Annotated in this window: 12 protein-coding genes; 6 read left to right on the top strand and 6 right to left on the bottom strand. The window is 61.7% G+C overall.

Going from position 1 to position 14,004, the window contains the following annotated elements:
* Positions 1-229: 229 nt before the first annotated feature.
* The gene (locus OIU37_RS09790; RefSeq protein ID WP_168314339.1) at positions 230-1,441 is read right to left on the bottom strand and encodes an ROK family transcriptional regulator; all 1,212 of its coding nucleotides are present in this window, start codon (positions 1,439-1,441) and stop codon (positions 230-232) included.
* Between the two features lie 222 nt (positions 1,442-1,663).
* Here OIU37_RS09790 and OIU37_RS09795 point away from each other — a divergent pair, with 222 nt between their 5' ends.
* The 6 genes from OIU37_RS09795 to OIU37_RS09820 all read left to right on the top strand — a co-directional run bounded on the left by OIU37_RS09795 (position 1,664) and on the right by OIU37_RS09820 (position 7,725).
* Positions 1,664-2,902: an extracellular solute-binding protein gene (locus OIU37_RS09795; RefSeq protein WP_264257354.1), complete on the top strand. Its 1,239-nt coding sequence runs from the start codon at positions 1,664-1,666 to the stop codon at positions 2,900-2,902.
* A gap of 74 nt (positions 2,903-2,976) precedes the next feature.
* Positions 2,977-3,861 carry a carbohydrate ABC transporter permease gene (locus tag OIU37_RS09800; RefSeq protein WP_168311723.1) on the top strand — a complete coding sequence of 295 codons (885 nt, stop codon included), beginning with the start codon at positions 2,977-2,979 and terminating at the stop codon, positions 3,859-3,861.
* Positions 3,861-4,706: a carbohydrate ABC transporter permease gene (locus OIU37_RS09805; protein ID WP_168314340.1), complete on the top strand. Its 846-nt coding sequence runs from the start codon at positions 3,861-3,863 to the stop codon at positions 4,704-4,706. Before OIU37_RS09800 ends, OIU37_RS09805 begins: the two co-directional genes overlap by 1 nt.
* Positions 4,703-5,725: an SIS domain-containing protein gene (locus tag OIU37_RS09810; protein WP_264257356.1), complete on the top strand. Its 1,023-nt coding sequence runs from the start codon at positions 4,703-4,705 to the stop codon at positions 5,723-5,725. Before OIU37_RS09805 ends, OIU37_RS09810 begins: the two co-directional genes overlap by 4 nt.
* Entirely contained in the window at positions 5,726-6,655 is a 930-nt protein-coding gene (locus tag OIU37_RS09815) for a PfkB family carbohydrate kinase (protein ID WP_264257358.1), read from the top strand.
* Positions 6,652-7,725, top strand: coding sequence for an ABC transporter ATP-binding protein (locus OIU37_RS09820; protein WP_264257359.1), 1,074 nt, complete (start codon positions 6,652-6,654; stop codon positions 7,723-7,725). Before OIU37_RS09815 ends, OIU37_RS09820 begins: the two co-directional genes overlap by 4 nt.
* A 183-nt stretch (positions 7,726-7,908) precedes the next feature.
* Here the strand turns inward: OIU37_RS09820 and OIU37_RS09825 are convergent, their stop codons facing one another.
* The 5 genes from OIU37_RS09825 to OIU37_RS09845 form a co-directional block, all read right to left on the bottom strand.
* Entirely contained in the window at positions 7,909-8,736 is an 828-nt protein-coding gene (locus tag OIU37_RS09825) for a glycoside hydrolase family 16 protein (protein ID WP_168311727.1), read from the bottom strand.
* A gap of 50 nt (positions 8,737-8,786) precedes the next feature.
* Positions 8,787-10,268, bottom strand: coding sequence for a lipopolysaccharide biosynthesis protein (locus OIU37_RS09830; RefSeq protein WP_180694300.1), 1,482 nt, complete (start codon positions 10,266-10,268; stop codon positions 8,787-8,789).
* Between the two features lie 80 nt (positions 10,269-10,348).
* Positions 10,349-11,593, bottom strand: a complete 1,245-nt coding sequence (locus tag OIU37_RS09835) for a glycosyltransferase family 4 protein (protein WP_240605270.1) — start codon at positions 11,591-11,593, stop codon at positions 10,349-10,351.
* The gene (locus tag OIU37_RS09840; RefSeq protein ID WP_372353413.1) at positions 11,590-12,930 is read right to left on the bottom strand and encodes a glycosyltransferase family 4 protein; all 1,341 of its coding nucleotides are present in this window, start codon (positions 12,928-12,930) and stop codon (positions 11,590-11,592) included. Before OIU37_RS09840 ends, OIU37_RS09835 begins: the two co-directional genes overlap by 4 nt.
* Complete coding sequence (locus OIU37_RS09845; RefSeq protein WP_264257364.1) at positions 12,930-13,667, bottom strand: Crp/Fnr family transcriptional regulator; 738 nt, start codon at positions 13,665-13,667, stop codon at positions 12,930-12,932. The genes OIU37_RS09840 and OIU37_RS09845 overlap by 1 nt, the downstream gene beginning before the upstream one ends.
* Positions 13,668-14,004: the final 337 nt, after the last annotated feature.

Consider the following 14,004-nt stretch of genomic DNA (forward strand, 5'->3'; position numbering starts at 1 on the left):
AGCCGTTATTCGCAAATCCCAGAGAAATATTTAGAGAATTTTCAAAGATTGCTTCAGCATGTTGTCAATAAATTACAACTATATTCGAAAAAATGGAATTTTAGGGCATACTTAATATTTATTTATATTGCGACAGAGCACCTTTATTCGGCCGCTCCGACCCAACGAAACTTGTAAAAACACCCGCATTTTTGCCGTTGCACTGGTGTGCAACCCCAGGGTTTAGGCCTCATGATTGAAGGGAATCCTTCAGGATCGCCGCAAAACGCGGATCGAATGCCCGGCTGATCGGTCCAGCGGCAGCACCAAGCGCCACCGACCAGGGATCGGCCATGCCGGGCTGCAGGCGCGGCAGCGTCCGGCCACGGCGCTCGGCGATCGACGGCAGCAGCGGGCCGATTGCCGCAATCAGCCTGCTCACCAGCGCTTCCGGCGCGCTGCCGCAGAGGATCACCGTCTGCGGATCGAACAGCGTTTCGATGAGATGGATACTCCAGCGCAGGTCCACTGCCGCTGCTTCGACCCAGGCGTGGATGCTTTGGTCGCCTTTCAAGGCAAGATCGTTGATGCGTGCATGGAGATGAGGATCGGCGGGATCGACGGACAGATGCTGATAGAGCGAGGCCAGCGAGGCGCGATGCTCGAGCGGCGTCGATTTGCCGTCGGCAAACAACAACGCCATACCGATCTCGCCGGCATTGCCGTTGGTGCCGCGGTAGAGATCGCCATTCAGAATGAGGCCGGCGCCAATGCCATAGCCGACGAAGAGGCAGACGGCATGGTCGAGGCCATGGGCGGCTCCCACCATGCGCTCGGCGGTCGCCGCCGCCGCCGCATCGTTCTGCAGGCCGACATCGAGCCCGGTGCCGGCGCTCAGCGTTTCCAACAACGGAAATTTCTGCCAGGCCTCCATCATCCACGGATCGTCGCCGCTGCCGGCAACCCCGAAAGGCCCGGGCATGGCGGCACCGAGGCCGACCAGCCGCTTTTCCGATTGCTGGACGATCCCGGCAAGCTTTGAGCGTACGCCGGCGACGAGATCGAGGATGACCCTCGTCCCGCTCGATGGACCTCCAGGCGGGAGGCCGGACTCGTCACGCACAAGAACGCTGCCGACGAGATCGACGGCGACCGCCCGCGTCACATGCCGGTCGATCTGCAGGCCGATCGCAAAGGCGCCTTCGGGCACCAGGCCGTAGGGCGTCGAGGGCTGGCCCCTGCCCTTCCGTACCGCCTCCTGCGAGCTGACGAGACCGTCGCGCTCGAGTTCCTCGATGATATTGGACACCGTCTGCTTGGTCAGCCGCGTCGCCCGCGCCAGATCGGCGCGTGAAAGCGCTCCGTTGATCCTCAGGGCATCGATCATCACGCGCCGGTTATGGGCGCTGGTGCCTTCGTGATTGGTGCCACTCTTCGCCCGGATCGGGCGGCTGTCATTCATGTGCAATTCCCTCTTGACTCCAATAGAATGTTGACGAAGTAATAAGTCAAGACAATTGACTTAATAAGGGACCGGAGAGTCCCAGGGAACGCAGGAGGCCGGCAAGAGCTCCGACAACGCTCCGAGACGACGAACCGGCACGCTTTCGCGCGTGCCCTCTCGAACACCGATGGCGGAGGACCGCCCTCGGCAATGCGTAAATGTCAAAAACTGGAGGTTGCAATGCTGAAATCCTTTAACAAGACGCTTCTCGGTGCGGCCTTGATCGGCGCATCCTTTGCGCCGCACGCTTTCGCCGAAACGACGCTGAACGCGCTGTTCATGGCGCAGGCCGCCTATAGCGAGGCCGATGTGCGCGCCATGACCGACGCCTTCGCCAAGGCGAATCCCGGTATCAAGGTCAATCTAGGATTCGTTCCCTATGAAGGCCTGCACGACAAGACGGTGCTGGCGCAGGGTTCGGGCGGTGGTTACGACGTTGTCCTCTTCGACGTCATCTGGCCCGCCGAATACGCCACCAACAAGGTGCTGGTCGACGTCTCCTCTCGCGTCACCGACGAGATGAAGAAGGGCGTGCTGCCGGGTGCCTGGACCACCGTGCAATACGACGGCAAATATTACGGCATGCCGTGGATCCTCGACACCAAATATCTGTTCTATAACAAGGAAATCCTCGAAAAGGCCGGCATCAAGACCCCGCCCAAGACCTGGGACGAACTGACCGAGCAGGCAAAGACGATCAAGGACAAGGGCCTGCTCGCCACGCCGATCGCCTGGAGCTGGTCGCAGGCCGAAGCCGCGATCTGCGACTACACCACGCTCGTCAGCGCCTATGGCGGCGATTTCCTGAAGGACGGCAAGCCGGCCTTCCAGACCGGCGGCGGCCTCGATGCGCTGAAATACATGGTCTCCAGCTACTCCTCGGGCCTCACCAATCCGAACTCCAAGGAATTCCTGGAAGAGGACGTCCGCAAGGTCTTCGAAAACGGCGATGCCGCCTTCGCGCTGAACTGGACCTACATGTACAACATGGCCAACAATCCGAAGGACAGCAAGGTCGCGGGCAAGGTCGGCGTCGTGCCGGCGCCGGGTATTGCCGGCAAGAGCGAGGCTTCGGCCGTCAACGGCTCCATGGGCCTCGGCATCACCTCGGCCAGCCAGCATCCCGATGAGGCCTGGAAATACATCACCTTCATGACCTCGCAGGCGACGCAGAATGCCTATGCCAAGCTCAGCCTGCCGATCTGGGCGTCTTCCTATGAGGACCCAGCGGTCACCAAGGGCCAGGAAGAGTTGATCTCCGCCGCCAAGATCGGCCTTGCTGCGATGTATCCACGTCCGACGACGCCGAAATATCAGGAGCTCTCGACCGCGCTGCAGCAGGCGATCCAGGAAGCGCTGCTCGGCCAGTCCTCGCCCGAGGACGCGCTGAAGTCGGCAGCCGACAATAGCGGCCTCTGAGCAACGCATGAAACCCCGGGCGGCGGCTGCAGTCGCCCGGTCTCCAGAACCTATGAAGAATAAGGGTCGCCTCGATGTCGAGCACTTGGCTGACAACGCGCGCGTGGCTTTTGATGCTACCGCTTCTCGTGGTCATGATATCCGTCATCGGCTGGCCTCTGATCGATACCGTCGGTCTCTCCTTCACCGACGCCAAGCTGGTCGGCACCGAAGGAAACTTCGTCGGCATCGACAATTACGTGAAGATGATCTCCGGTTCGAATTTCCAGCGCACGCTCGTCACCACCGCATGGTTCGCGATCGTCTCGGTCGCCGCCGAAATGGTGATCGGCGTGCTCGCCGCCCTGCTGCTGAACCAGCAATTCCGCGGTCGCACCGCGCTTCGCGCCCTGATGATCCTGCCCTGGGCGCTGCCGACCGTCGTCAACGCCACGCTCTGGCGGCTGATCTACAATCCCGAATATGGTGCGCTGAACGCCGCACTCACTCAACTCGGCCTGCTGGAGGCCTACCGTTCCTGGCTCGGCGAACCGGGCACGGCGCTGGCGGCCCTCATTGTCGCCGATTGCTGGAAGAATTTCCCGTTGGTGGCGCTGATCGCGCTGGCCGCACTCCAGGCCGTGCCGCGCGACATCACCGCCGCCTCGCTGGTCGACGGCGCTGGCGCTTTCGCCCGCTTCCGCTTCGTCATCCTGCCTTATCTCGCCGGCCCGCTGATGGTGGCGCTGGTGCTGCGCACGATCGAAGCCTTCAAGGTGTTCGACATCATCTGGGTCATGACCCGCGGCGGCCCGGCCAACAGCACGCGTACGCTGTCTATCCTCGTCTATCAGGAGGCCTTCTCCTTCCAACGGGCGGGCTCCGGCGCCTCGCTGGCGTTGATCGTCACGCTGCTGGTGACGCTGCTTGCTGCCGGCTACGCCGCCCTGGTGCGCAGGACCGCGGGGAGTGCAGCCTGATGGAACGCCAGAGCCCACTTTTTTCCGCCTTCATCCACCTCTGCGCGCTGCTGCTTGCCGCCGTCATCCTGGCGCCGATCCTGTGGCTGTTCATCATGAGCATCTCGCCGGCCGCCGACCTTGCTGCAAAGCCGCTGCGCTGGTGGCCGCAGACGGCGGATTTCTCGCGCTACGGCGTGCTGCTCTCGACGCTCGAAAACAGCGCCGGCGCCGCCTTCACCTCGTCGCTGCGCAACAGCATCGAGGTGGCTGGCATGGCGACGATCGCCGCCATCGCACTCGCTATTCCGGCCGGCTGGGCGGTGTCACGCACGCCCTCTGTGGGATGGTCGCTGTCAATGGTGATCGCCACCTACATGCTGCCGCCGGTGGCGCTCGCGGTGCCGCTCTATATGGGCCTTTCCCGTCTCGGCATGCTGAACAACGTCTTCGGCCTTGCCCTGGTTTATTTGACGATCCTAGCCCCCTTCACCACCTGGCTGATGAAGTCGGGCTTCGATTCCATCCCGCGCGAGATCGAATCCGCCGCGATGATCGACGGCGCCGGCCTCTTCCAGACGCTCAGGATCATCACGCTGCCGTTGGCCGCCCCCGTGGTGGCGACGTCAAGCCTCTTTGCCTTCCTGCTTGCCTGGGATGAATTCTTCTATGCGCTGCTCTTCACTTCCGACCAGCGCGCCAAGACCTTGACCGTCGCCATTGCCGATCTCGCCGGCGGCCGCGTTTCCGATTATGGATTGATCGCGACGGCAGGTGTGCTCGCCGCCCTGCCCCCGGTGCTGATCGGTCTCGTCATGCAACGCGCCCTGATTTCGGGGCTCACCAGCGGCGGCGTCAAGGGATGAACATGACAGAAGAAAGAACCCGGCCGGCCGGACTTGCCGCGATCGATCACGAAATGGCGCGCCAGCATGCCGATGCGATCGTCTCCTATGAAGCGGCCCAGCCGATGGCGGCGAGGGCCGCCGCTTCGCTGAAAAAGACCGGCAGGCTGCTGCTCATCGGCATGGGCGGCTCGCATGCCGTCAACCGCGCCGTCGAGCCGCTCTACCGGGCCCTCGGCGTCGATGCCGTTGCCTTGCCGCTGTCCGAACAGCTCGGCCAGCCGCTGCCGATCGCCGGCAGGACGATCTTCGTCACCTCACAATCCGGCGAAAGCGCCGAGGTCATACGCTGGTTCAACGAGACCGGCGGCACGGAGGAGACTTTCGGCCTGACACTCGAAGGCAATTCCTTCCTCGCAAGAACCGCCCCGTCGCTGGTGGGCAGCGGCGGCACCGAGCTCGCCTTCGCCGCGACCCGCAGCCTGACGGTGACTTTCGCCCTGCATCTGGCGATCCTTTCTGCTCTTGGCGAAGATCCTGACACCGCCCTTGCCGCCCTCAAGGCGCCGGAAGATCATGACATCGCCACCGCTGTCTCGGCGCTCGAAAACGTCGCAACCATTGTCACGTCAGGCCGCCGGCTGCAGGGTATCGCCGAGGCGCTCGCGCTCGGATTGACCGAGCTGTCGCGCCGTCCCTGCTTCTCGCTCGAAGGCGGCCAGCTGCGCCACGGACCGATGGAGATGCTGGGGCCGGAGGTCGGCGTCGTGCTGTTCCGTGGCATGGATGAAACCGCCGACCTGGTGACGGCAATGGCGGTGTCCGCCGTCGAGACCGGCGCCCCGGTCATCCTGTTCGACGCATCCGGGCAAGCGCCGGTCGCCGGCGCTGTGACGATCCGCTTTACGCCTGCAACGGGCCTTGCCGCGATCTTCGCCATGCTGCCGGTCGCCCAGCGGCTGATGATCGCCTTTGCCGATGCCCGCGTGGAGAATGCGGGAACCCCGGTTCGATCCACCAAAATCACCCGGAGCGAATGAATGCGGCCGCTTGCAGTCATCGGCAACGTCAACGTCGACCTGATCCTTGGACCGGCCGCCCCCTGGCCGAAAGCCGGGACGGAAATCATCGTCGATCATGACGAGTTGCGGGTCGGCGGAGCCGCCGGCAACAGCGCGCTCGCCTGGCAAGCGCTCGGCGTCGAATTCGAGATCGCCGCCAATATCGGCAGTGATCAGTTCGGTCGCTGGCTGAGCGAAGCCTTCGGCCACCGTTCCGACAAGTGGCCGGTACGTCCTGAGAAAACGACGCTGTCCGTCGGCATCACCCATCCGGACGGCGAGCGCACCTTCTTCACGACGAGAGGCCACCTGCCGCGCTTCAGCCTGGCAGATGTCTTCACCGTCATCGAGGGCACAACACTGCAGGGCGGCTACGCCCTTCTCTGCGGCTCGTTCCTAACCGACGATCTGACAGCGGATTATGACGCCTTCTTCGACTGGGCCGACGGCCATGGCATTACCGTCGCCCTCGATACCGGCTGGCCGCTCGACGGCTGGACGGACGATAATTGCGCAGCGACACGCGCCTGGCTCTCCCGCAGTGGCATCGCACTGCTGAACGAAGTCGAATCGACGACACTTGCCGGTATCGCCGACCCGATCGAGGCCGCCCGTCAAATCCGGTCGCACATGCCGGAAGGCGCGATCGTCGTCGTCAAGCGCGGCCCGGACGGCGCTCTCGCGATTGGGCCGGACGGCAGCTTGGTTTCGGTGACGGCACCCGTTGTCGAAGTCGTCGATACGATCGGCGCCGGCGATGTCTTCAACGCCGCCTTTCTCGCCGCGCTCGCAAGCGGTGAGCCGCTGGTTTCCTGCCTGATGGCGGGAACCGAGGTTGCCTCGCGCGCCATCTCCACTCTTCCCCGCACCTATGGCGGCCCGACATCTCTTCAGGAGCCCGTGCGATGAGCGCGCTCGAAATTCAAAACATCCGCAAGACCTATGGCGACGTCGAGACGCTGAAAGGCATCGACATCTCGTTGGAAAGCGGCGAATTCCTCGTGCTGCTCGGCTCCTCCGGCTGCGGCAAGTCCACGCTTCTCAACATCATTGCCGGCCTTGCCGAGGCGACGAGCGGCGATGTCAGGATCGGTGGACGCTCGGTGCTCGGCGTGCATCCGAAGGACCGCGATATCGCCATGGTCTTCCAATCCTACGCGCTTTATCCCAACCTGACGGTGCACCGGAACATCGGCTTCGGTCTGGAAATGCGCAAGGTGCCGGCGCAGGAGCGCGACAGGGCCGTACATGATGCCGCAAAGCTCCTGCAGATCGAAAACCTCCTCGACCGCAAGCCGAGCCAGCTTTCCGGCGGTCAGCGTCAGCGGGTCGCGATCGGCCGCGCTCTGGTGCGCAAGCCTGAGGTATTCCTCTTCGACGAGCCGCTCTCCAACCTTGATGCCAAGCTGCGCATGGAGATGCGTACCGAGATCAAGCGGCTGCACCAGATGCTGAAGACCACGGTCGTCTATGTCACCCATGACCAGATCGAGGCGATGACCCTTGCAAGCCGCATCGCCGTCATGCGCGACGGCCGCATCGAGCAGTTGGGCACGCCGGAGGAGATCTACAACCATCCGGCAACGCTCTATGTCGCGACCTTCGTCGGCGCGCCGCCGATGAACTTGCTGCAGGCGACGGTGCGCGACGATCGCCTGGCGCTTTCAGGCTCCGATGCGATCCTGCCCCTGCCCGCCCGTTTCCGCCAGGCGGCCGGCAATGGCCGCGGCCTTATCCTCGGCATCCGTCCCGAGGCGCTTCGCACGGACGGCACTGGCCCGTCGATCGAGGCAACCCTTGAGGTCGCAGAGCTGACCGGCCCGGAACTCGTCGTCACCGCCCTTGCCGGAAATCAGCGCCTGATGGCCTGCCTGCCGCCACGCACACCGATCCGCGACAACGAGAAACTCACCCTCTTTTTCGACGAGGAAGCAATGCATCTCTTCGACCCGGAAACCGGTCTCAGCTGCGGCCGTTAGAGCATGATGCCGAAAAGTGTGATCGGCTTTCGGACGACATCATGCTCTCACTATATAATGTAGAACAGGATTGAGATTTTAGGCCGACCCGGCCTAAAATCATCCTGTTCTAGAGCATGTCGCGCAAAACTATGCAGCGGTTTTGACGCGCTTTAGCGACGGAACGCTATCCCCGACAGTTGTTCAATTCGCCGCGTCAGTAGGCTTCCGCTGGTAGACGTGAATATAGTCGACGAGCAGAATGGAAGGATTCGGCGTTTCATCGATCGGCCAACCCGAGCCAAGTGCCAGGTTCACCAGCGGATAGAACGGCATGTGGAATTCCTTCGGCGTGTCGAAGCTCCAGATGAACTGACGGTCGAGGTAGAAGCTCGTCTTGTCGGCTTGGATATCGACGCCGTAGGTGTGATATTCGCTGTTCAGAATTCCGTCCTGGACGGTTTGCCAGTGGCCGCCGGTCGTGTTCTGGCCGCCTTGGCTCTGACGCCAGATATGAAAGCCCATGCTGAATTCGTAGGGCGCGCGCCCATAATATTCCAGGACGTCGATCTCGGCGGTGTATTTCGACCGGTCGAGCCCGATAAGCCAGAAGGCCGGCCAGACGCCCTTGCCCGGCGGCAGCTTCATCCGTGCTTCGAAATAACCGAATTGCTGCGAGAATCCTTCGCCTTTCGGGTTCACCGACGACAGCAGGCCCGAGCGCCAGGTTCCATCGGCCTCCTTGCGTGCTTCGATCTTCAGAATTCCCTGATCGGTGGTAAATGGAAAGCCGGGGGCCGGATCTGTGAAACGGGCGTCACCGAAATCGCCGTTCCAGGGCGTATGGGCGATCCAGCGGGAACTTCTCTCCCCCCAGGCCGAGACGTCGAGACTGTCGAAACTCTCCTCGAACGTAAGCTGGTAGGCATTGATATTGAGTGGTTCCTGAGCCACGCTGGGCTGGCCGGGCAACGCCCCCAGACCAAGAACGATTAGCAAACCCAGAGCCTTAGAAGATATCCCGTAACGCATTCTGCTCCTCCGAAAACGCCAAACCAATCGTTGGGCTGCACTTGTTTCGATCATGAGATGAGAACTCCGTTTCGTCGCGGCATGAGCCTTTGGACGACGATGGTCTCGATGCCGTCGGGCCTTCCGACAATTTGCCACACGAGCAGCGCGAAGGCCCAGAAGATCGCCACTGCCGCCCCGCCGCAAAGCGCCAGGCTGACGATCAGGTTGAGGCCGACAGGCATGGCGGCGAGCATCGGCTCCATCCACAGCAGGAAAGCGATCATCGGCAAGCTCGCGGCCAGCGGCCGGCAAAACGAATTCAGCTGCGCGGCAAAACTCGCGCCGATCAGCCGCCGCGTGATGACCAGCGATGCGCCATAGGCGACGAGGACTGCCACGATCCGTGCGCCGATCGCACCCGCTACCTGAAAATAGGCGATGCCCAGGATGGTGACTGGAGCCCTGACGGCGAACTCGACAAACATCCTCAGGGCGACATAACGGGTATTGTTCATGACCATGGCCAATGGCGGCATCATGTTCGTGGGAAGACCGAGTAGGCTGACAAGACACAGCCATTGCAGGATCGGCGCGGACGATGCCCATTTCTCGCCGACGAGGATCCGCACGGTCGGCTCGGCGAGAAGAGCAAGCGCGATGAGAATGGGCGCCGCGACGAAGGTGATCGCATTCGTCGCCTTTAAATAGGCGACGATCAAGTTGCGGCGGTCTTCGACAGTGGAGAATGCCGCCATCAGCGGGCGCAGCAACGGGCCGACGAAGGTCTGGTATGGAATACCCGCGATATTGTCGGCGACGCTGAAGGCGCCGAAGGTCGACAAGCCCGTAAAGCGCGGCAAAAGCAGTCGGTCCAGCTGCCAATTAATCGAATTCAGCACCTGCGAGACGGTATTCCAGCTGATCATGTCCTGAAAATGCTTCCATTCGGAGAGGCTGAATGTCGGTCGCATCGGCGCGAAGACATAGGACGTGATCGTCGCCGCAGTCGGGCCGGCGACCGCTCCGATCGCCAGCCCCCAATAGCTGCCTGTTGCCACAGCTACACCTACCCCGAACAGCAATGTCGATCCCTTGGCGATGAGATCGAGCGCGAACTCGCGTTTGAAGTCGAACCGCTGCATGAAAAGAACCATGCGCGGACTGATCATGCTGCGCATGGCAGGCGCGATCGAGAGAACGGCGACAAGGGCGAAAAGCCGGGAATCGTCGTAGATCAGCGCCATCGGCCAGGAGATGATCATCATCAGCAGGCTGATGGCGAGCCCCCTGAGCAGGCTGAGGGTGAAGGCCGTGGCGAACATCTCGTTCGAAGGCGAAGGCTGGCGCATCAGGGCCTGCGTCAACGGTAGGTCCAGGATCGCCTCGACGATGACCAGCACCGAGGTCGCGATGGCGACCAGGCCGAAATCCGCAGGGCTCAAAAGCCTTGCCAGCACCAGAAGGCTGACGAAATCGAGCATCCGCGCCAGGAATTTTCCGCTGATGGTCCAGATGCTCGCCGTCGCCGTCCTCTGAGATACGCTTGACATGATCTGTTTATCTATTCCTCGTCGAGGGTTTGAGACGGTTTCGGTCGCAGCGGCAAGACAGGCAGCTCCGTTCCTTGCCCTCAGCCTGGCCGTCTTCTGAAGGCCTCGGCGGATCGGTCGCCATGGGTGGTCAGTTGCTGCTCGATCAGGCTTGACAGACGGTCGCGGAACACGGCGGAAGAGAATTTCAGCGAGTGCGCGCGGATGGCATGCGGATCGATATCGTCCTCCACCTCTTCGAACGCCGCCATCGTTTCCAACAGTGCTTCCGTGGTCTGCTGCGCGAAGCGAAACCCGACCTGCGGCGAGGAAACGGTTTCCCTGGCGCCGCCGGCGTCGAAAGCCAGGACCGGCCGTCCTGATGCCATGGCTTCCACCGGCAGGATGCCGAAATCCTCCGTCCCCGGAAACAACAGGGCGCGGCATCGCGACAGGTGGTCGCGCAGAACGTTGAAGGGCTGATGGCCGAGAAACTGAACGGTCGGTCCGGCGATCGACTTCAGATAGGCCAATTGATCGCCCTCGCCGATCACGACCAGCTTCCTGCCGGCCTCGGTGCAGGCGCGAACGGCGATATCCGGCCGCTTGTAGGTGGTCAGCTGTCCTGCATAGAGATAGAACTCGCCCTTCCCCTTCCCCACAGCAAAATCGTCGGTCGCAACCGGCGGATGGATGACGATGGATTCCCGGTCGTAGAAGCGGCGGATGCGGCTTGCGACATAATCGGAATTGGCAACGAACACATCGACCCGCGAGGAGGTCGTCACGTCCCAGGCGCGCAGCATGGGCGCGGTGATCGACATCATTGCGCGACCCACCCAGGGCAGGCCATGGCGGTAGACATGGAACTGATCCCAGATGTAGCGCATCGGCGAATGGCAGTAGCAGATATGGAGGGCGTCGGCGCGCGTGATGATGCCCTTGGCGGGTCCGGATTCGCTCGACAGCACGAGATCGTAATCCTGCAGATCGAACTGCTCGAGCGCGAAGGGCATCAGCGGCAGCATCTTGGTATAATGCCGCTGTGCGCCGGGGATCTTCTGCAGGAAGGATGTGCGGATGTTCCGCGTCTTCAGAAAATCGCTGATGCGATCCCGGTTGCAGACGAGGGTGAAAATGTCGGCCTGCGGAAACATGCGGCACAGCTCTTCGACGACCTTCTCGCCGCCACGCATCGAAACGAGCCAATAATGCACGATGGCGACACGAAGCTGCTTGGTATCGCTCACGCTTCCGGCCTCGGAGACACGTCTTTTCGCCATGACAGGCGCATCGCCGAGAAATGCCCTCGCGTCGGGAAGAGAGGTTGTTGCCTTAAGGGTCAACTCAATACTCCTTGTATCACCACACCGTCTGTCAGACCGGGAACCGCATTCTTCGAAATCAGGCTGTGGTATTCGGAAAGAAGCGCGTCGCGCCATTCCTCGTGTGTCGACGCAAGATCCGGCGACAGCCGGAAAGCCCGCTCGCTCATGGCGCGGACCTCGTGCCTCGGCATTTGGCTAAATCTCGTCAAAGTATCAGCAAAGGCGCTTTCGTCAGCCGTATCGCAGGCGATCGCCATGCCGGCTCTTTCCATTTCCTCGGCAAGAAAGGCGCTGCGCGACATGATGACCGGCAGCCCGCTCCTGGCCGCTTCGATAGCGACGAGGCCGAATGGCTCGGGATAGCGAGACGGCATCAACAATGCACGCGCCTTGCGGATGGTCGGGCCGATCTCCGCATGCGACTGCCAGCCGAGGGCCCTGACGTGATCTCCCGAAGCCGCAACCAGCGGCATCAGCGGCCCGTCCCCGATCACGCAGAGCCTGACGCCGGCTTTGCGCGTGGCGGCCACGGCGTCCTCTATGCCCTTCTCCTCGTCCAGCCGCCCGATGAAGACGAATTCGTCGTTGGCCTCCGCCTCGATGCGCTTGATGGAGAGCGGAGCGACGGGATTGCGGATCGTCGTCAGTCGCTCGGGCCGATATCCGGCGCCGACGAGGAAGCTTGCCATCTTCTCGTGCAGCAGGATGATGCGGCCGAAATCGGCCTGATCCTTCAGCCGCCGGAGGATATTGGAGCCGCGGGCAACCCGCCACAATTTGTGCGAATAACTTCTCTTGTCGCAGGCCGTCGCAATGCAGCCTCCGCCGAGCGGGCGTCGAAGGCAGACCTCCTGCGCCTGATAATCGAAAAAGGCGCCGTTGGGGCAGGCCGTGAAGAAATCATGCGCGTGCACCGCACATCGTCTGGCGACCGGCATCAACGCCCTGAAAATCGCCGGAGACAGGATCTGGTGCCAGCCATGCACATGGTAGACGGTGTTGGCGGTGTCGTTTGCGGCAATCCAGTTCGCGACCATACGGACGGCGGCGCCATTGTGAATGCCGGTCACGAAAGCCTTCGCACGCTCGGCACTGAGCAGATCGCGGCTGTTCAGCCCGACCATTACGACCCCGAGTGCAGCGAGCTCCGCATTGGCGGCGTCATCCCCGCAAATATAAGTCACAGGGATGTCGAGGCCCCGAAAAAGCTTGGCGGACAGCACCGCCAGCGCCGTCGCACCGCCTCTGGCCACCGAATAGTCGTCGATGATGACCACGCGATCGATCTTTCCGGGGCCGGGAAACCGGCCGACGCTTGCGGCGGATCGGAGGGCCTCGGGAAGCGACGGGCGCATCACTTCACCGAAACCGCGCCGTTGGCACAGGCCTCCAGCGCCTTGCGGTTGAGGATGCGAATCCTGCCCTGGCCCCCGTCGATGATCTTGCCTTCCCGCAGGCGCCGCAAGCATTGATTGACCTTCTCGCGGGACGCCGGCAGCGTCGCGGCCAGGTCATTTTGCGAGATGATCAGTTCGTCGCCGCTGTTTGCCGCATCTCTTCCATAAACAGCGGAAAGCCGCAGCAGCGTGCTGGCCAGCCTCGACTGCAGGCCCGACGCCGCATTCGCAATGATCCGGAGTTCAAGCTCCGAAATACGCGCCAGCGCCCTGGAGAAGACCTTTTCGCGAAAGCAGGGATCGCTGGCGTACATGTCGCGCAGCAGCCGGCCTTCGAAGAAATGCAGTTCGCAGGCGGAACCGGCGCGGTATTCGAGACTCAACGTCTGCCTGCGCAGAACCTCGAGCTCGCCGATGAGGCCGGATTTCGGAATGATCTCGACAATGAATTCCCTGCCGTCGGGCAGCATCGTGCTTGCGCTGACCACCCCCGAATGGACGCGCGCGAACGTATCGACGAGGACGCCGGCCCCGGCGATGATCTCGCCGCGCCGGAAACGCCGGACGCTCGACCGGCAGGAAAGGAATTCGTCGTCGATGACGATGCGGCTGTTCAGATGAATGCCGCCGTTAGCCGATATCGCCGCCTTGCCGATGCCGGCCCTGCGATCTGATGCCTGTGTCGCCCCATCCATGCGCATAACTCCACTCGATAACCATAGGCAATGCTGCACTGCATCATTTATATTGTCTTAATATGAGAGTCAAATAACATCACGGAGGTATGACGTAAAGATAAAGTATATATTTAGCTTCAAAACAAAAATAGACACCATAAAAAGGAATCAAAATCTCAACGAAGCCAAAAAACCGCCACGCGACCGAAGATGGATGCCTATTAAAATGGCTTACTGAATAAAAAACGGCAACAATCGAAATGATGATATCAAAACTTATAAATAAGTTTCAGCAGATAATCAGCACGAATTAGATTAGATTGTCGTTTGAAATGAAAAGAAGGCCATCAAGGTG

This window comes from Rhizobium sp. BT-226, from assembly GCF_025847085.2.
GTDB classification, from domain to species: Bacteria; Pseudomonadota; Alphaproteobacteria; order Rhizobiales; family Rhizobiaceae; genus Rhizobium; species Rhizobium sophorae.

Coding starts and splice junctions, on each gene's coding strand:
- OIU37_RS09790 (WP_168314339.1), bottom strand. CDS start 1,441: ATGAATGACAGCCGCCCGATCCGGGCGAAGAGTGGCACCAATCACGAA.
- OIU37_RS09795 (WP_264257354.1), top strand. CDS start 1,664: ATGCTGAAATCCTTTAACAAGACGCTTCTCGGTGCGGCCTTGATCGGC.
- OIU37_RS09800 (WP_168311723.1), top strand. CDS start 2,977: ATGTCGAGCACTTGGCTGACAACGCGCGCGTGGCTTTTGATGCTACCG.
- OIU37_RS09805 (WP_168314340.1), top strand. CDS start 3,861: ATGGAACGCCAGAGCCCACTTTTTTCCGCCTTCATCCACCTCTGCGCG.
- OIU37_RS09810 (WP_264257356.1), top strand. CDS start 4,703: ATGAACATGACAGAAGAAAGAACCCGGCCGGCCGGACTTGCCGCGATC.
- OIU37_RS09815 (WP_264257358.1), top strand. CDS start 5,726: ATGCGGCCGCTTGCAGTCATCGGCAACGTCAACGTCGACCTGATCCTT.
- OIU37_RS09820 (WP_264257359.1), top strand. CDS start 6,652: ATGAGCGCGCTCGAAATTCAAAACATCCGCAAGACCTATGGCGACGTC.
- OIU37_RS09825 (WP_168311727.1), bottom strand. CDS start 8,736: ATGCGTTACGGGATATCTTCTAAGGCTCTGGGTTTGCTAATCGTTCTT.
- OIU37_RS09830 (WP_180694300.1), bottom strand. CDS start 10,268: ATGTCAAGCGTATCTCAGAGGACGGCGACGGCGAGCATCTGGACCATC.
- OIU37_RS09840 (WP_372353413.1), bottom strand. CDS start 12,930: ATGCGCCCGTCGCTTCCCGAGGCCCTCCGATCCGCCGCAAGCGTCGGC.
- OIU37_RS09845 (WP_264257364.1), bottom strand. CDS start 13,667: ATGGATGGGGCGACACAGGCATCAGATCGCAGGGCCGGCATCGGCAAG.